Annotated in this window: 18 protein-coding genes; 16 read left to right on the top strand and 2 right to left on the bottom strand. The window is 63.7% G+C overall.

The window, feature by feature from the left end:
* Positions 1 to 36 precede the first annotated feature (36 nt).
* The 7 genes from LB577_RS12945 (at position 37) to LB577_RS12915 (ending at position 6,774) form a co-directional block, all read left to right on the top strand.
* Positions 37 to 732, top strand: coding sequence for an aspartate/glutamate racemase family protein (locus LB577_RS12945; protein WP_224686978.1), 696 nt, complete (start codon positions 37 to 39; stop codon positions 730 to 732).
* A gap of 96 nt (positions 733 to 828) precedes the next feature.
* Entirely contained in the window at positions 829 to 1,224 is a 396-nt protein-coding gene (locus LB577_RS12940) for a DUF4345 family protein (protein ID WP_013892428.1), read from the top strand.
* Positions 1,225 to 1,470: 246 nt separating this feature from the next.
* The gene (locus tag LB577_RS12935; RefSeq protein ID WP_224686977.1) at positions 1,471 to 2,031 is read left to right on the top strand and encodes a F0F1 ATP synthase subunit delta; all 561 of its coding nucleotides are present in this window, start codon (positions 1,471 to 1,473) and stop codon (positions 2,029 to 2,031) included.
* Positions 2,031 to 3,560 carry a F0F1 ATP synthase subunit alpha gene (gene atpA, locus LB577_RS12930; RefSeq protein WP_013892430.1) on the top strand — a complete coding sequence of 510 codons (1,530 nt, stop codon included), beginning with the start codon at positions 2,031 to 2,033 and terminating at the stop codon, positions 3,558 to 3,560. The genes LB577_RS12935 and atpA overlap by 1 nt, the downstream gene beginning before the upstream one ends.
* Positions 3,561 to 3,592: 32 nt before the next feature.
* Entirely contained in the window at positions 3,593 to 4,477 is an 885-nt protein-coding gene (locus LB577_RS12925) for a F0F1 ATP synthase subunit gamma (RefSeq protein ID WP_224686976.1), read from the top strand.
* A 70-nt stretch (positions 4,478 to 4,547) separates the two neighbouring features.
* Positions 4,548 to 6,122 carry a F0F1 ATP synthase subunit beta gene (atpD, locus tag LB577_RS12920; protein ID WP_023766045.1) on the top strand — a complete coding sequence of 525 codons (1,575 nt, stop codon included), beginning with the start codon at positions 4,548 to 4,550 and terminating at the stop codon, positions 6,120 to 6,122.
* Positions 6,123 to 6,366: 244 nt separating this feature from the next.
* Complete coding sequence (locus LB577_RS12915) at positions 6,367 to 6,774, top strand: F0F1 ATP synthase subunit epsilon (RefSeq protein WP_023777577.1); 408 nt, start codon at positions 6,367 to 6,369, stop codon at positions 6,772 to 6,774.
* Positions 6,775 to 6,822: 48 nt separating this feature from the next.
* Here LB577_RS12915 and LB577_RS12910 read toward each other — a convergent pair whose 3' ends face one another.
* On the bottom strand, positions 6,823 to 8,343 hold the full coding sequence (locus tag LB577_RS12910; protein WP_224686975.1) for a mannitol dehydrogenase family protein: 1,521 nt from the start codon (positions 8,341 to 8,343) through the stop codon (positions 6,823 to 6,825).
* 95 nt (positions 8,344 to 8,438) lie between these two features.
* On the opposite strand from LB577_RS12910, the gene uxaC reads away from it, so the two are divergent.
* Genes uxaC through LB577_RS12870 form a run of 8 tightly spaced genes read left to right on the top strand, consistent with a single transcriptional unit; the run spans position 8,439 to position 15,594 of the window.
* Positions 8,439 to 9,899 carry a glucuronate isomerase gene (gene uxaC / locus LB577_RS12905; RefSeq protein WP_263496027.1) on the top strand — a complete coding sequence of 487 codons (1,461 nt, stop codon included), beginning with the start codon at positions 8,439 to 8,441 and terminating at the stop codon, positions 9,897 to 9,899.
* A gap of 33 nt (positions 9,900 to 9,932) precedes the next feature.
* A complete protein-coding gene (locus LB577_RS12900; protein WP_224686974.1) occupies positions 9,933 to 10,910 on the top strand; it encodes a TRAP transporter substrate-binding protein in 978 nt (325 codons plus the stop codon).
* The gene (locus tag LB577_RS12895; protein WP_224686973.1) at positions 10,910 to 11,497 is read left to right on the top strand and encodes a TRAP transporter small permease; all 588 of its coding nucleotides are present in this window, start codon (positions 10,910 to 10,912) and stop codon (positions 11,495 to 11,497) included. The genes LB577_RS12900 and LB577_RS12895 overlap by 1 nt, the downstream gene beginning before the upstream one ends.
* A complete protein-coding gene (locus tag LB577_RS12890; RefSeq protein WP_013892438.1) occupies positions 11,498 to 12,778 on the top strand; it encodes a TRAP transporter large permease in 1,281 nt (426 codons plus the stop codon). It abuts the gene before it with no gap.
* A gap of 59 nt (positions 12,779 to 12,837) precedes the next feature.
* On the top strand, positions 12,838 to 13,608 hold the full coding sequence (locus LB577_RS12885) for a FadR/GntR family transcriptional regulator (RefSeq protein WP_224686972.1): 771 nt from the start codon (positions 12,838 to 12,840) through the stop codon (positions 13,606 to 13,608).
* A gap of 22 nt (positions 13,609 to 13,630) precedes the next feature.
* The gene (kduI, locus tag LB577_RS12880; protein WP_224686971.1) at positions 13,631 to 14,482 is read left to right on the top strand and encodes a 5-dehydro-4-deoxy-D-glucuronate isomerase; all 852 of its coding nucleotides are present in this window, start codon (positions 13,631 to 13,633) and stop codon (positions 14,480 to 14,482) included.
* Positions 14,479 to 15,240, top strand: a complete 762-nt coding sequence (gene kduD, locus LB577_RS12875) for a 2-dehydro-3-deoxy-D-gluconate 5-dehydrogenase KduD (RefSeq protein ID WP_224686970.1) — start codon at positions 14,479 to 14,481, stop codon at positions 15,238 to 15,240. The genes kduI and kduD overlap by 4 nt, the downstream gene beginning before the upstream one ends.
* A gap of 15 nt (positions 15,241 to 15,255) precedes the next feature.
* Entirely contained in the window at positions 15,256 to 15,594 is a 339-nt protein-coding gene (locus LB577_RS12870) for a cupin domain-containing protein (RefSeq protein WP_224686969.1), read from the top strand.
* Positions 15,595 to 15,720: 126 nt separating this feature from the next.
* Here the strand turns inward: LB577_RS12870 and LB577_RS12865 are convergent, their stop codons facing one another.
* Positions 15,721 to 16,173 (bottom strand): cupin domain-containing protein, encoded by a 453-nt coding sequence (locus tag LB577_RS12865; RefSeq protein ID WP_224686968.1) that lies wholly within the window; start codon positions 16,171 to 16,173, stop codon positions 15,721 to 15,723.
* 136 nt (positions 16,174 to 16,309) lie between these two features.
* On the opposite strand from LB577_RS12865, the gene LB577_RS12860 reads away from it, so the two are divergent.
* Positions 16,310 to 17,344 (top strand): AraC family transcriptional regulator, encoded by a 1,035-nt coding sequence (locus LB577_RS12860; protein ID WP_224686967.1) that lies wholly within the window; start codon positions 16,310 to 16,312, stop codon positions 17,342 to 17,344.
* Positions 17,345 to 17,438 lie beyond the last annotated feature (94 nt).

Raw genomic sequence — 17,438 nt, 5'->3', positions numbered from 1 at the left:
GCGGTAGGCTGTCCCCAGCGAAAAATGGAAGATCACATGAAAACCCTTGGCCTGCTCGGCGGCATGAGCTGGGAATCGACCGCCATCTACTATCGGCTCCTGAACGAGATCGTGCGCGAGCGTCTTGGCGGGCTGCATTCGGCCAAACTGCTGCTCTGGTCGTTCGACTTCGCCGAGATCGCCGAGCGGCAGCATCATGGCGACTGGGAGGGCGCCGGCGTGCTTCTCGTCGAGGCGGCGCGCAAGCTGGAGGCAGGCGGCGCGGAAGGGCTGCTCCTGTGCACCAACACCATGCACAAACTGGCCGACCAGGTGCAGGCCTCGGTGTCGATCCCGTTGATCCACATCGCCGACGCCACCGCGGTGGCGATCAAGCGCGCCGGCATGCAGCGCCCGGCGCTGCTGGCGACGCGCTTCACCATGGAGCAGGATTTCTACAAGGGCCGGCTCGCCGACAAATACGGACTGCAACCGATAGTGCCCGACGCCGCCGGGCGCGACATGATCCATCGCGTCATCTATGACGAGCTCTGCCAGGGTATCGTCAGCGAAACCTCGAAGGTGGCCTATATCGCCGAGACCGAGCGCCTGCGCCGCGAAAAGGCCGCCGATAGCCTGATCATGGGCTGCACCGAGATCACCATGCTGATCGGGCAGCAGGATTTCGACATTCCGGTGTTCGACACGACACGCATCCACGCCGAGGCGGCGGTCGAGTTCGCGCTCGGTTGATGGCCTTCTTCTAAAGTTCGGGGAGCCATCTGGCGTGGGGTTTTTCCTCCGCTAGAATGCGCGGGAATTTCAAAACCGGCATTTCGAGGGGACAAGATGGATTTTGCGCTTCCATGGCCGACGAGCCAGGGCGAATGGCTGGCCTGGTCGAGCGCCGTCGTCACCGTGCTGCTCGGCCTTCTGTTTTTCTTGGCGCCGGGCGTGGCCTTCCGTGTCCTGCGCCTGCAGGTCAAACCGGAGAAGGCAGCGGCGATCGCCGAGGGGCGGGGCAGGATGTCTGGCTTCTATCTCGGCGTTGGCCTGTGCTGCATCCTCCTGGCGCAGCCGCTGGTTTACATGGCGCTCGGCTTCTCCTGGCTGTTCACCGCCTTCGGCCGCCTGCTGTCGATGATGTCGGATGGCGCCAACACGCCTTTCAATTGGGTTTCCATTGTGGTGGAATTGGCCTTGGCGGCATTGCCGCTCGCCTTTGCCTTCGGCTTTGTGCCCTGAATCCTTAGCTATTCCGGGGCGCGAGGCGGGACTCTTTCGCCAGATGCGACAATAGTGCCTGAAAACCATGCGGAACGACGCATTGCGGTCTTAAAATGCCTGTGCTAGACGGCAATCGACTTTCGGCCGGGGATAGCGGAAGCCGCGCCTCCGTGCTTGAAAAAATGCAGTAAGGTCAAAGATTTAGCCAGAGTTTTTGCTCGCGCCAACAATCTGCGGCCTGTCAGACAAGAGAAAAGACGGTCCGTGGCTCAATCGTCATCGCCAATCTCAGGTGTCGCAGAACGCTACGCGGGTTCGCTGTTCGAACTCGCGCTGCAGGCAAATTCCGTGGCCAAGGTCGAAGCCGACCTCAACAGTTTCGAGGCGATGCTCGCGGGCAGCGCCGACCTGACCCGGCTGATCAACAGCCCGGTGTTCTCCAGCGAGGACCAGGCCAAGGCTATCGCGGCAATCGCCGACAAGGCCGGGATTACCGGCCTCACCGGCAATTTCCTGCGCGTCGTGGCCCGCAACCGGCGCCTGTTCGCCGTGCCCGGCATGATCAGGGCATTCCGCCAGATCGCAGCCGAACATCGTGGCGAGACCGCCGCCGAAGTGACGTCGGCTCATGAGCTGACCGCGGCCCAGCAGACTGAACTCAAGGCGGCGCTGAAGAGCGTTGCCGGCAAGGACGTGGCCATTTCCGTCACCGTCGATCCGTCGCTGCTCGGCGGGCTGGTGGTCAAGATGGGCTCGCGCCAGATCGATACGTCGCTCAAAACCAAACTCAATTCGCTCAAGCTTGCACTGAAAGAGGTCGGCTGATGGACATCCGCGCCGCGGAAATTTCCGCAATTCTGAAAGACCAGATCAAGAATTTCGGCAAGGAGGCCGAGGTCTCCGAAGTTGGACAGGTGCTGTCCGTCGGTGACGGTATCGCCCGCGTCTATGGCCTCGACAATGTCCAGGCTGGCGAAATGGTCGAATTCCCCGGCGGCATCCGCGGCATGGCGCTCAACCTCGAAGCCGACAATGTCGGCGTCGTCATCTTCGGCGCCGACCGCGACATCAAGGAAGGCGACACCGTCAAGCGCACCGGCGCCATCGTCGACGTTCCAGTAGGTCCGGGCCTGCTCGGCCGCGTCGTCGACGCGCTCGGCAACCCGATCGACGGCAAGGGTCCGATCAAGGCGGTCGAACGCAAGCGCGTCGACGTCAAGGCGCCTGGCATCATTCCGCGCAAGTCGGTGCATGAGCCGATGTCGACCGGCCTCAAGGCCATCGATGCGCTGATCCCGGTCGGCCGCGGCCAGCGCGAGCTGGTCATCGGCGACCGTCAGACCGGCAAGACCGCCATCATCCTCGACACGATGCTCAACCAGAAGTCGGTGCACGACAACGGCCCCGAGAAGGAAAAGCTCTACTGCGTCTATGTCGCCGTCGGCCAGAAGCGCTCGACCGTCGCGCAGTTCGTCAAGGTGCTCGAAGAGCGCGGCGCGCTCGAATACTCGATCATCGTCGCCGCCACCGCGTCCGATCCGGCGCCGATGCAGTTCCTGGCGCCGTTCGCCGGCTGCACCATGGGCGAATATTTCCGCGACAACGGCATGCATGCGCTGATCAGCTACGACGATCTGTCGAAGCAGGCCGTCGCCTACCGCCAGATGTCGCTGCTGCTGCGCCGCCCGCCGGGCCGCGAAGCCTATCCGGGCGACGTCTTCTACCTGCACTCGCGCCTGCTCGAGCGCGCCGCGAAGCTCAATGACGATCTGGGCAATGGCTCGCTGACCGCCCTGCCGGTCATCGAAACGCAGGCCAACGACGTGTCGGCCTACATCCCGACCAACGTGATCTCGATCACCGACGGCCAGATCTTCCTTGAAACCAACCTGTTCTTCCAGGGTATCCGTCCGGCCGTCAACGTCGGCCTGTCGGTGTCGCGCGTCGGTTCGTCTGCGCAGATCAAGGCGATGAAGCAGGTTGCCGGCTCGATCAAGGGCGAGCTCGCGCAGTACCGCGAAATGGCGGCCTTCGCGCAGTTCGGCTCGGATCTCGACGCCGCCACGCAGCGCCTGCTCAACCGCGGATCGCGCCTGACCGAACTGCTGAAGCAGCCGCAGTTCTCGCCGCTGAAGACGGAAGAGCAAGTCGCGGTGATCTTCGCCGGCGTCAACGGCTATCTCGACAAGCTGCCGGTCAACCAGGTCGGCAAGTTCGAGCATGGCCTGCTCAGCCACATGCGTGCGGCGGGCAAGGACGTTCTCGACGCCATCCGCAAGGAAAAGGCACTGTCGGACGATCTGCGCGCCAAGCTGAAGGCCGAGATCGACGCCTTCGCCAAGACCTTCGCCTGAGCGAAGCGACAAGACGGGATCAGGTTTGAAGCATGCCTTCATTAAAAGACCTTCGTAACCGTATCGCCTCGGTCAAGGCGACGCAGAAGATCACCAAGGCGATGCAGATGGTCGCCGCGGCGAAGCTGCGCCGTGCGCAAGAGGCCGCGGAAGCGGCGCGCCCCTATTCGGAGCGCATGGGTTCCGTGCTGGCCAACATCACCCAGGCGATCGGCGGCGGCGGCGATGCTCCGGCGCTGATGACCGGTACCGGCAAGGACGACGTGCACCTGCTCGTCGTCTGCACCGCCGAGCGCGGCCTGTGCGGCGGCTTCAACTCGCAGATCGCCCGTCATGCCCGCGACCACATCCGCAGGCTTTTGGCCGACGGCAAGCAGGTCAAGATCATCTGCGTCGGCAAGAAGGGTTTCGATATCCTGCGCCGCGACTATGCCTCCATGATCCTCGAGCGCATCGATCTGCGCGAGGTCAAGACGCTCGGCTTCGTCAATGCGGACGCGATCGCCAAGAAGGTCATCCACCTCTTCGACGAGGGCGGCTTCGATATCTGCACGCTGTTCTATTCGCAGTTCAAGTCGGTGATCAGCCAGATCCCGACCGCGCAGCAGATCATCCCGGCAGGCGTCGCTTCGGCTCCGGCCGCGGCAAATGATGGTGGCAGTGCCGTCTATGAATATGAGCCGGAGCCGGGTGAAATCCTCTCCGACCTCATCCCGCGCAACATTTCCGTGCAGGTTTTCCGGGCGCTGCTCGAAAACGCGGCCGGCGAGATGGGTGCCAAGATGAGCGCCATGGACAATGCGACGCGCAACGCCGGCGACATGATCAACAAGCTGTCGATCACCTACAACCGTCAGCGGCAGGCGCAGATCACCAAGGAACTGATCGAAATCATTTCGGGCGCCGAGGCGCTCTAGGCGCGGTCCGGGGCCATTTGGCCCGCGACCGGACCGCGTGAGAAACAAAGGACGAAAAAGGGTAAAGACGATGGCGAAAGCAGCGACCCCCCAGAAGGCAACACCCAAGACGGCAGCCGCGAAGGCCGCAGTCCCCGCGAAGGCTGCAAAGGCTCCGGCGGCGGCCGCGAAGGCGGCTCCGGCCAAGGCCGCTTCGGCCAAGACACCGGCAGTGGCGAGCAAGGCAACCGGCGTTGTCGGCCAGGTCCGCCAGGTCATCGGCGCTGTCGTCGACGTCCAGTTCGGCGAACATTTGCCGGCGATCCTGAACGCGCTCGAGACGACCAATGTCGGCAACCGCCTGGTGCTCGAAGTTGCCCAGCATCTCGGTGAAAACACTGTGCGCTGCATCGCCATGGACTCCACCGAAGGCCTGGTGCGTGGCCAGGAAGTGCGCGACACCGGCGCGCCGATCACCGTGCCGGTCGGCCCGGGCATGCTCGGCCGCATCATCAACGTCATCGGCGAGCCGGTCGACGAAGCGGGCCCGGTCGACGCGATCGAGATGCGCTCCATCCACCAACCGGCTCCGACCTATGTCGAGCAGTCGACGGAAGCCCAGATCCTGATCACCGGCATCAAGGTGCTCGACCTGCTCGCGCCCTACGCCAAGGGCGGCAAGATCGGCCTGTTCGGCGGCGCCGGCGTCGGCAAGACCGTGCTGATCCAGGAACTGATCAACAACATCGCCAAGGCGCATGGCGGCTATTCGGTGTTCGCCGGCGTCGGCGAGCGCACCCGCGAGGGCAACGATCTCTATCACGAGTTCATCGAATCCGGCGTCAACAAGAAGGGCGGCGGCGAAGGCTCCAAGGCGGCCCTCGTCTATGGCCAGATGAACGAGCCGCCGGGCGCCCGCGCCCGCGTCGGCCTGACCGGCCTGACGGTCGCCGAATATTTCCGCGACCAGGGCCAGGACGTGCTGTTCTTCGTCGACAACATCTTCCGCTTCACGCAGGCGGGTTCGGAAGTGTCGGCTCTGCTCGGCCGCATTCCGTCGGCGGTTGGCTATCAGCCGACGCTCGCCACCGACATGGGCGCGCTGCAGGAACGCATCACCACCACCACCAAGGGCTCGATCACCTCGGTGCAGGCGATTTACGTGCCCGCCGACGACTTGACCGATCCGGCGCCGGCGACCTCGTTCGCTCACCTTGACGCGACGACGACGCTGAACCGCGCCATCGCCGAGAAGGGCATCTACCCCGCGGTCGATCCGCTGGATTCGACCTCGCGCATGCTCGACCCGATGGTTGTCGGCGAAGAGCATTACGGTGTCGCCCGCCAGGTGCAGTCGATCCTCCAGCGCTACAAGTCGCTGCAGGACATCATCGCCATCCTGGGCATGGACGAGCTGTCGGAAGAGGACAAGCAGACCGTGGCCCGCGCCCGCAAGATCGAGCGCTTCCTGTCGCAGCCGTTCTTCGTCGCCGAAGTGTTCACCGGCGCGCCGGGCAAGCTGGTCGACCTCGCCGACACCATCAAAGGCTTCAAGGGCCTTTGCAACGGCGACTACGATCACCTTCCGGAAGCCGCCTTCTACATGGTCGGCGGCATCGAGGAAGCGGTCGAGAAGGCACAGCGCCTCGCGGCTGAAGCGGCCTGATGACAGATAACGGACCCGAATACGCTCAAGGCGATCGGGTCCGGCTACTTCGGCTCAGCGATGAGTTCCTTTCGGATATGCCCGAGGATGACGTCGCAGAGCTAAACGCTCTCATCGGTCGAGAGTGGACTGTGGAGGAATGGCACGAAAAACTCGGTCAGTTGGAGATCACCAGCTCTCTGAGTGAAACGACAACCATACATTTTGTGTGGGTGCCGCCAGAATGGGTTGAACGGATACGATAATGGCTGAAGCTTTCAAATTCGAACTGGTTTCGCCGGAACGCCTGCTCGTTTCCGAGCAAGTCGAATCCGTCGTCATTCCGGGCGCCGAAGGCGAGATGACTGTCATGGCGCATCACGCGCCGGTCATGACCACAATCCAGCCGGGTGTCGTCACGGTGAAGACCGCTTCGGGCAGCGAAGAGCGCTATGTCGTGTTCGGCGGCTTTGCCGACATCGTTCCGGCCGGCTGCACGCTGCTGGCAGAATCGGCTGTCGCGGTCAAGGATGTCGACCGGGCCGATCTCGCGCGCCGCATCCAGGAAGCCAAGGAAGATGCCGCAGACGCCAAGGACGACCAGGCGCGCAGCAAGGCCGAACAGTTCCTCAGCCAGCTCACGACGCTGGAAGGCGCCATTCTGCCGGCCTGAAATCCACACCAATTGACTGACTGAAAAGCGGGGCCTGCCCCGCTTTTTCTATATTCCCAAGGCAGCGAAGGCCAGGGTCGGACCGTCCCGCCGCAGGTGGACGAGATGCACGGCCACCAGTTCAATCAGCGTCTGGCGTTCGGCGTGATCCCCAGCGAAGCCAGCCAGGTCGAACACCGCCGTTACGGTTTCGTTCGCCGGCAGTTGCTGGCTCAAAAGGGCTGTCAGCGACGCATCGATCGGATCGGTGAAATGGCCTTCCGGCAAGGTCTTACCCCGCGCCGCGCAGGCGGCGATCCAGGCGGCAATCACCAGCGTGAGATGCACAAATTCAGTGCCGGCTTCCATGCACTCCACGGCCGAAGCAACAATACGCTGCGGCAGTTTCTGGCTGCCGTCATTGGCGATTTGCGCCGTGCGGTGGGCGAGCGCGGTGTTGGAAAAACGCTCGGTGAGCTCAGCCGTGTAGGCCGATGTGTCGAGCCCGGCATCCTCGGGCAGGGTCGGGATGGCTTCGGCCCATAGCGCGTCGACGAACTGCCTTATCGCCGGATCGGCAAAGGCGCGGTCGACGGTGGCATGGCCGCTGAGCAGGCCGAGATAGGCGATGCCCGAGTGCGCGCCGTTGAGCAGCCTGAGCTTCATGTCCTCGAAGGGGGCGACATCGCCGACCATGGTGACGCCGAACTTTTCCCAGGACGGCCGGCCCGCCGGAAAATTGTCTTCGATGACCCATTGGCGGAAGGGCTCAGTCATGACCGGCCAGGCATCCTCGGCGCCGAGTTCGACGGCAATCCGCGCCCGGTCGGCGTCGGTGGTCGCCGGCACGATGCGGTCGACCATGCTGGAGGGGAACGCGACCTCGTCGGCGATATGGCCGGCGAGCCTGGTGCTGCTGTTTGCGTCCGGGCTGCCATCGCGCAATTGTGCGAACTCGATCAGCAGGTGATGCAGCGTTGCGCCATTGGCCGGCAGGTTGTCGCAGCAGAGCACGGTGAAAGGCGGTGTGCCGGCGGCACGCCGCCGGGCGAGCGCCTCGGTCAGAAAACCATGCGCGGTCCTTGGTCTTTGCGGATTTGCGAGATCGTGGACGATGTCGGGATGGGCGGCGTCCAGTCCGCCGCCCGCTGCCCTCAGATACGCCTTTTCCGTGATGGTCAGCGTGACGATGCGGGTGCGCGGATCGGACAGCGCGGCCAGCACCGCACCCGGATCTTCCGGCGCCACCAGCATCGAGCCGATCGAGCCGATGACGCGGAGTTCCTCCTCGCCGCTGCTGCGGACCGCCAGCGTGTAGAGCCCGTCCTGCGGCGCCAGCGCATCGCGCGTGTCGGGGCTGCGCAAGGAAACGCCGATGATACCCCAGTCCGTCTCGCCCGCCGTCAGGCAGTCGTCGACATAGGCTGCCTGATGGGCGCGATGGAAAGCGCCGACACCGAGATGCACGATGCCCGGGGTGACGCGGCTGCGATCATAAGAGGGGGGCGCGACCGAGGCCGGCAGCGCTTGTACCGTTGTGGCGGAGAGGCGTTTGGTAGTCGTGGCGCGGCTGGTCTGGTCGGATGGCATGGATGGCCTCGGCATGGGGTCGGCGAGCGGCGTAGCACCCGACCTCTTGCCACACAATGGCTCCAAAAGTCATCATACAACAATCCAGTTTTTGTATGTTGACATTATTTCCTGTCGATCCTACCGATAGCGCCTTCGGGAGGATCATCGTGGCACTGACCAATGCGGATTTGCTGTTTCCCGCCGAGGCGCATCCGCGCTCGATCGCCCGCGATCTCTATGCCGGGATCAAGGACCTGCCGCTGGTCAGCCCGCACGGCCACACCGATCCGCGCTGGTATGCGCTGAACGAGCCGTTCCCGGATCCGGCGCAACTGCTCATCGTGCCCGACCACTACATCTTCCGCATGCTGTGCAGCCAGGGCGTGCGGCTGGAGGATCTCGGCGTGCCGACCCTCGACGGCGGGCCGGTGGAAACCGACGGCAGGACGATCTGGCGGCGCTTTGCCGAGCACTATCATCTGTTTCGCGGCACGCCGACCCGGCTGTGGTTCGACCATGTGCTGGCGCATCTGTTCGGCATCGAAGAGCCATTGAGCGCGGAGACGGCTGACCGCCACTACGACACCATCGCGACCGTGCTGCAGTGGGAGAATTTCCGCCCGCGCGCTTTGTTCGAGCGCTTCAACATCGAGGTCATCGCGACGACCGAAGGCGCGCTCGACGATCTCAAATGGCACCAGATGATCCGCGACAGCGGCTGGGAGGGCCGTGTCGTCACCGCCTACCGGCCGGATGCGGTCGTCGATCCCGATTTCGAGGGGTTCTCGGCCAATCTCGACCGGCTCGGCGAGATCACCGGTTGCGACACCGGAACATGGGCCGGCTATCTCGACGCGCATCGCCAGCGGCGCGCCTTCTTCAAAAGCTTTGGCGCGACCTCGTCCGATCATGGCCATCCGACGGCCGACACCGCCAATCTCTCCGACGCGGCGGCGCAGGAGCTGTTCAGCCGCGTCCGCCGTGGCTCCGACGACGAGCGCGAGCGGAAGTTGTTCCGCGCCCAGATGCTGACCGAGATGGCCAAGATGAGCCGGGACGACGGGCTGGTGATGCAGATCCATCCCGGCTCCTGGCGCAATCATTCGCCCGACATTTTCCGGAAATTCGGCCGCGACAAGGGCTTCGATATCCCGACCCGGACCGACTACGTGACGGCGCTGAAGCCGCTGCTCGACTGCGTCGGGCTGGAGCGCGACCTGACAATCATCCTCTTCACGCTCGACGAGACCAGCTACGCGCGCGAACTGGCGCCGCTTGCCGGCGTCTATCCGGCGCTGAAGCTCGGGCCGGCCTGGTGGTTCCACGACAGCCCGGAAGGCATGCGCCGCTTCCGCGAGATGACGACGGAGACAGCCGGCTTCTACAACACCGTCGGCTTCAACGACGACACCCGTGCCTTTCCATCTATACCCGCCCGCCACGATTTGGCGCGTCGGGTCGACTGCGCGTTCCTGGCGCGCCTCGTCGCCGAGCACCGGCTGCGCGAGGACGAGGCGCATGGGCTGGCCAAGGAGCTTACCTACACGCTTGCCAAGAAGGCGTACCGGCTCTGAGCCGGTGGTTCTGATTTTTCAAGGGAGGAAGTCATGTTGCATTTTTCGAAATTGACGGCGGCCACATTCGCCTTCGGCTCGTTGCTGATAGGCATTGCCAACGCCGAGACCGTGCTGCGCTCGGCCGACACGCACCCCGACGGCTATCCGACCGTCGAGGCGGTGAAATACATGGGCGAGCTGATCAAGCAGCGCACCGACGGCCGCTATTCGGTCGAGGTCTATCATTCGGCGCAGCTCGGCGAGGAGAAGGACACGATCGAGCAGACGCAGACCGGCGTCATCGACCTCAACCGCGTCTCGATGGGACCGTTCAACGGCATCGTGCCGGAGACGGCGGTGCCGTCGCTGCCTTACATATTCCGTTCGGTCGACCACATGCGCCATGTCATGGACGGGCCGATCGGCGACGAGATCCTCAAGGCGTTCGAGGCGCATGACCTCGTCGGCCTGGCCTTCTACGATTCCGGCGCGCGGTCCTTCTACAACACCAAGAAGGATATCGCCTCGATGGCCGACATGAAGGGCATGAAGTTCCGTGTCATCCAGTCGGACGTATTCGTCGACATGGTCAATGCGCTGGGCGCCAACGCCACGCCGATGGCTTATGGCGAGGTCTATTCGGCCTTGCAGACAGGCGTCATCGACGGCGCCGAGAACAACTGGCCGAGCTTCGAATCGGCCAAGCACTACGAGGTCGCCAAGCACTATACGATGGACCAGCACCAGATCGTCCCGGAAGTGCTCGTCATGGCCAAGGCAAGTTGGGACAAGCTATCGCCGGAGGACCAGGCGATCGTGCGCCAGGCGGCCAAGGACAGCGTCGTCAAGATGCGCGAACTGTGGGACGCGCAGGAAAAGAAGTCGCGTGACATCGTCGAAGCCGCCGGCGTCAAGGTCAGCGAGATCGACAAGCAGCCGCTGATCGACGCGATGAAGCCGGTCTATGACAAGTATCTGTCAACGCCGGCGCTGAAGGACCTCGCCGCCCGCATCCAGGCGACGAAATAATGGAAGCCGGCGAACCGGGCGCGGCGCGGACTTCCGCGCCGCCGTCGAGCGAGGGTGGCTTGAAGGCGTTCTGGCTGGGCACCGAACGGCTGTTGGCACAGCTGTCGAGGCTCGCACTGTGGGTCAGCGGCGCCGGACTGACCCTGATGACGGTGATCATCTTCTGGCAGGTCTTCTCGCGCTATATCCTGAACAGTTCGCCAAGCTGGACCGAATCTTCAGCGGTGCTGTTGATGGGCTGGTTCATCTTCCTCGGTGCCGCTGTCGGCGTTCGCGAGCGCACGCATCTGGGCTTCGACGTGCTGCTCTATTTCCTGCCGCCTTCGGCCAAGGCGGTGCTGCGCAGCATTTCGGACGTCGTAGTGCTCGCCTTCGGCTTCGGCATGATCGTCTATGGTGTCCAGCTCGCCAGGCTGACCTGGAACACGGTGATGCCGTCGCTCGATCTCCCGGGTGGCGTCAGCTTCCTGCCGGTCGTCCTGGGCGGCGCACTTGTCTGCTTGTTCTCCCTGGAGCGGCTGGCCGGGCGCTTTGCCGGTCTGCCCGTCGATGCCGACCAATACGCCACGGGCGAGGAGGATCTCTAGATGGCCCTGACGGTCCTGTTCGGCACCTTCGTCTTCCTGCTCGTCATCGGCACGCCAATCGCGTTCTGCCTCGGTGTCGCCAGCTTCGCCACCGTGCTGGTGCTGGGCCTGCCGCCGCTTGTGGTGTTCCAGCGCCTCAACTCCGGCGTTTCCGTGTTTTCGCTGATGGCGATCCCGTTCTTCATCTTCGCCGGCGACCTGATGGTTCGTGGCGGCATCGCCGCCAGGCTGGTGGCGTTGGCCGGCTCGCTGGTCGGTCATTTGCGTGGCGGCCTGGGCCAGGTCAACATCGCCGCCTCGACCATGTTCGGCGGCATTTCCGGCTCGGCGGTGGCCGATGCATCGGCGGTCGGCGGGCTGATGATCCCGCAGATGAAGGCGCGCGGCTACGGCATCGACTATGCCGTCAACATCACCTCGGTCGGCGCCATCATCGCGCTGCTGATTCCGCCCTCGCACAACATGATCATCTATTCGATTTCGGCCGGGGGCCGGATCTCGATCGCCGACCTGTTCACCGCGGGCGTCATACCTGGCCTGCTGCTGGCACTGTCGCTGATGGTCACCGCCTACTGGGTCGCGAGCCGCCGCGGCTACCCGACCGAGCCGTTCGCCGGCTTCGGCCGGGCCCTGCAATTGCTCGTGACCGCCATCCCCGGCCTGGTCCTGATCGGCATCATCTTCGGCGGCGTGCGCTCCGGTATCTTCACCGCCACGGAAAGTTCCTGCATCGCCATCGTCTACGCCTTCCTGGTGACACTCATCATCTACCGTTCGATGAGCTGGAACGACTTCGTCGCCGCCACCAGCGCCGCGGTGCGCACCACGGCGATGGTGCTGATGATCATCGGCTGCGCCGCGGCCTTCGGCTGGCTGCTCGCCTATCTCAGGGTGCCGGCGGCGCTGGTCGCCTTCCTGCAGTCGGTGTCCGACAACAAGCTGGTCATCCTGCTGCTGATCAATGTGGTGCTCCTGATCCTCGGCACGTTCATGGACATGTCGCCGCTCATCATCATCACCACGCCGATCTTCCTGCCGGTTGTCATGGCCTATGGCGTCGACCCCGTGCATTTCGGCGTCATCCTGATCCTCAATCTCGGCATTGGCCTGTGCACGCCACCGGTCGGCGCGGTGCTGTTCGTCAGTTGCGCCATCGGCCGCATTCCGATCTGGACGGCGATGCGCTCGATCTGGCCCTTCTACGGGGCGGCCTTCGCCGTGTTGATGCTGGTCACCTACATTCCGGAAATCTCATTGTGGCTGCCAAGTCTTTTCCACTAGGGGGGCCTTTTCCACTAAGGGCCTTTTCCACTAACGGGTCCGTTCCATTAGGAGGTCACGTGTCCGATACCGTCGCCGACCTCAGGGTCGAAAGAAAACCAAAACTGTCGGAGACCGTCATCGCGGCGATCCGCAGGCAGTTGCAGGCGGGGGAAATCCTGCCCGGCCACAAATTGCCGACCGAAGGGCAGCTGACCGAGACCTTCGGCGTCAGCCGCACGGTCATCCGCGAGGCCCTGGCCAAGCTTGCCGCCGACGGCCTCGTCGAGCCGCGCCAGGGCGCCGGCGTCTTCGCCACCGAGCACATCTCGACGATGTTCGGGGCGCTCGCCGCCGACATGGGAGCCAAGGATTCGATCGCCCTCAACGTGCTCGAAGTGCGCCTGGCGATCGAGATCGAATCGGCTGGGCTCGCCGCCATCCGCCGCAACGCCGCACAGGAAGCGGCGATCCAGGAGGCCTTCTTCGAGTTCGAGCGGCTGCTGCTCGCCAGCGAGCCGACCGGGCCGGCCGATCTTGCCTTCCACCGCGCCATCGCCAGCGCCACCAACAATCCGTTCTATGTCGAAATGCTCGACGTGCTCGGCCGGCGCGCCATTCCGTGCGACGTGACCTCGCCCTGGTCGACCGAACTGGCGCAATCCGACTCTTACCAGCGCGGGCTGCAGCGCGAGCATCTGGTTATCCTGAACGCGATCACGTCGGGCGACGCCGAAGCCGCGCGCGAGGCGATGCGCAAGCACCTCACCGCCAGCCAGCAGCGCTACCGCGAGCGCCTGCACGCCAGGCAGGCTTTTTATGCCGATACGGTCAAGGCCGCCGGCGAATAACCCATTGCAAGTCAGGACATCCATGAGCCAGAGCCATACCGACTTCACCTCGCGTTTCGCCATCGATCCGGCCGCCGCCGCGACGATGGGAACCGATGAGCTGCGCCACAATTTCCATATCGAAAACCTGTTCCGGCCTGGCCGGGTCAGCCTGACCTACACCCATTACGACCGCATGATCGTCGGCGGCGCCGTGCCGGCCGGAGCGCCGCTGCCGTTGGACGCGATCAAGCCGACTGGGACGAAAAACTTTCTCGACCGCCGCGAGCTGATCGTCGTCAACATCGGCGGCGCCGGCAGCGTGAAAGCAGGCGGCCAATCCTTCGAATTGCAGACGCGCGACATGCTTTATCTCGGCATGGGCAGTAGCGACGTGTCGTTCGCCTCCGCCGAAAAGGACACGCCGGCGAAATTCTATCTGCTCAGCGCGCCGGCGCATCAGGCCCATCCCAGCCGGCTGATCCGCCTCGGCGACGCCAAGCGCCTCGATCTCGGCAGCAAGGAGGCCTGCAACGAGCGCTCGATCTTCCAGTTCATCCATGCCGAGGGAACAAAGACCTGCCAGCTCGTCGTCGGCATGACGCAGCTGGCGCCGGGCTCGATCTGGAACACCATGCCGTGCCATGTGCATGACCGGCGCATGGAGGCGTATCTCTATTTTGATCTGCCGGAGACGGCGCGGGTCTTCCACTTCATGGGCGAACCGGACGAGACACGCCACATCGTCATGCGCAACGAGGAGGCGGTGCTGTCGCCGGGCTGGTCGATCCACTCGGGCGCCGGCACCTCGAACTACTCCTTCATCTGGGCGATGGCCGGCGACAATGTCGACTATACCGACGTCGACCCGGTGGCGATGGACGATTTGCGGTGAGCGATTCCGCCTTCAGCCTGTCCGGCAAGCGCATCGCGGTCACCGGCGCCAACACCGGCATCGGCCAGGGCATCGCCATCTCGATTGCCCGTGCCGGCGGCGCGGTGGTCGGTGTCGGCCGCTCGTCGATGGATGATACGGCAGGCAGGATCGCCGCCCACGGCGGACAATTCGAGGCGGTGAAGGCAGATCTCGCCGACACGGCCGCGGCAGGGCCATTGCTGGACCGGGTCTGGGAAGAAAACGGGCCGCTCGACGGGCTGGTCAACAATGCCGGCATCATCCGGCGCGCCGACGCCGTCGATCTGAGCGAAAGCGATTGGGACGACGTCATGGACGTCAATTTGAAGACCGCCTTCCTGCTTTGCCAGTCCTTCGCCAGGCGCGTCCTTGCCGGCGGGCGCCGGGGCAGGATCGTCAACATCGCCTCGGTGCTGAGTTTCCAGGGCGGCATCCGTGTTGCGTCCTACACGGCCTCTAAACATGGCGTGCTCGGCATCACCCGGCTGCTTGCCTGCGAATGGGCATCGAAGGGCATCAACGTCAACGCCATCGCGCCGGGGTATATCGAGACCAACAACACGCAAGCGCTGCGCGCCGACGCCGACCGTAGCGCCGCCATACTGGGACGCATCCCGGCCGGCCGCTGGGGCGAACCGGGAGACATCGGCGACGCCGCCGTCTTCCTGCTGGCACCGGCATCGAACTACATGCATGGCGCGGTGGTGCCGGTGGATGGCGGCTGGCTGGCGCGATAGCCAAGGAGACAAACGATGACCAAGCCGAAGATTTTCGCCCATGCCGGCGAAGCTGCGTGGACGCCGACGCCGGACGGCAACAGGCGGCGCGTTCTGCTCCATACCGACGAGCTGATGTTGGTTGAGTTCGGCTTCGACAAAGGCGGCATCGGCGCCCTGCATTCGCACCCGCATGTCCAGGCAAGCTATGTCGCCGAGGGTCGTTTCGAGGTGACGATCGATGGCCGTACCGAGATCGTCGCGATGGGCGGCAGTTTCATCGTGCCATCCGGCCTGGTGCACGGCGTCAAGGCACTGGAAGCAGGGCGGCTGGTCGACAGCTTCACGCCCCACAGGGCCGATTTCCTCGCCTGATCGAGCGGAATCAATACCTGCCAAAGGCGCCCGCGCCGCTTTGCTCCAGCCCATCTCGCAAAGGAAAAGCCCGCACCCCTCCGGAGAGGCGCGGGGCCCCCATCGATGGAGGTGGCCAGTGAATCGTCACTTCTTACTCGGATCTTCCGCCGGGTTGACGTAGGTGATCGCGAAGGGCCCCTCGCCATGAACCTGGACAATCGTATCGCTCGTCGTCCAAGCGAAGTGGTTCATTCCAGCCGGGGCAACGCCGAAACCGCCATCCGTCAGTTCGATGCCCTTCGCCTCATCGAGCTTGTCACCCATTCCGATATGAAAGTTGCCGGAAATCACCGTCACGTATTCCGAGGTAGGGTGGTTGTGCGCGGGAATTTTGTAGCCTGCGGGCATCTTCAGCCGCAGCACATAGATGCCGTCCTTTGACGGATCGCCGGCAACAACCGCGAACTGTGCGCCAGCTGGAAGGGCGGCAGGAGCAGGACCCCATTTGATGCCGTCGGCATTCATAGGCATATCATCAGCAAGCAGGGGCGCTGTTCCAGCCAGCAGAAGTGCAAGTGTGCAGGCTAATTTCAACATCCTGGTGTCTCCATTGGTTTGCAGAAAGTCTTTTTGCCAAGCTGGAGGTTGATAAGATCGCGCATCGGGTGATGCGGGATTAATCTGTCGAGCTGCAGCGTTCTGGAGGTGTAGCCGCCAGACTTCAGGTTCAGCAATGACTGCAACATCGGATTTACATACAGGGACGCCGGACCATGGGCCGGATCTGCTGTCGGAAATGCTGAAAGCCGTAAGGCTGACCGGCTCCGTCTTTCTGAACGCCTGCTTCAGCGCGCCGTTCGGCGTCGTGGCCCCGAAATACTATGACCCGGTCAGCCCCATGGCCTGCCTGCGCCACATAAGCATTTTCCATTTCATCGTAGCGGGCAACTGCACTTTCGAAGCCGCAAATGGCGAGCGGCGAGAAGTCGCTGCTGGCGATCTGCTGTTCCTGCCATTCGCTGGCCATCACAGGTTTTGGAAGGGTGAGCCGCTGGTGATGGCTGCGGCCGGAGAAATTGTGCAGCCCGGTCGGATCGAGGGAATGTGGACCGTCAACTACGGCGGCGGCGGTGACGAGTTGCGCATGATCTGCGGCTTCCTCGAGTCTTCGGAATTCCTGTTCGCGCCGGTGTTCCGCACGCTTCCGGCGCTCATCGTAGAGAAGATGTCGGAGAACAAAGTAGGCGCCCTGATCGCTTCGACGGTGCGGGAAATCGATTTGCATGTCGAGGCGGCGGCGCCGGGTTCACAGGCGATGCTTGGAAGGCTCATGGAGCTTCTGTTCGTCGAACTGCTGAGGCGCCATGTTGCCCGGCTTCCACCCGGCTCAAAGGGTTGGTTCGCCGCGCTGAACGATCCGATTGTCGGGAGGACGTTGCAGCTTCTCCACGCCGATCCAGCGCGCCATTGGACCGTCGGTCAGATTGCCGACAAGGTTGGCTCATCGCGCACGATCGTTGCGGAGCGGTTCAACGCGCTGCTCGGCCGCCCGCCGATCGAATACCTGACGGGTTGGAGGATTCAACTGGCTGGCGAGCGCCTGCGTTTCGGCCATGAAAGTCTCGCAAGTATCGCTGCCGGCGTGGGGTATCAATCCGAGGCCGCATTCAGTCGCGCCTTCAAACGCGTCACCGGGATCACACCAGGAAAATGGCGAGAACGGACCGGCCGCCGTGCAGGTTTTGCCTTAGAATCCGCTTCGTCTTAGGCCGCTTCGAGGCGATCATCGATGGCAGGACAGAAAATCCTCGAGACCGCCAGCGGCGGAAGCGGGCCGGCTTGGCGACGGTTTTTCAAAAATG

Source organism: Mesorhizobium sp. B283B1A (assembly GCF_020165735.1).
Lineage (GTDB): Bacteria > Pseudomonadota > Alphaproteobacteria > Rhizobiales > Rhizobiaceae > Mesorhizobium > Mesorhizobium opportunistum.
Note: the sequence above shows the minus strand (reverse complement) of the source record. Positions and strands in the feature narration are given on the sequence as shown.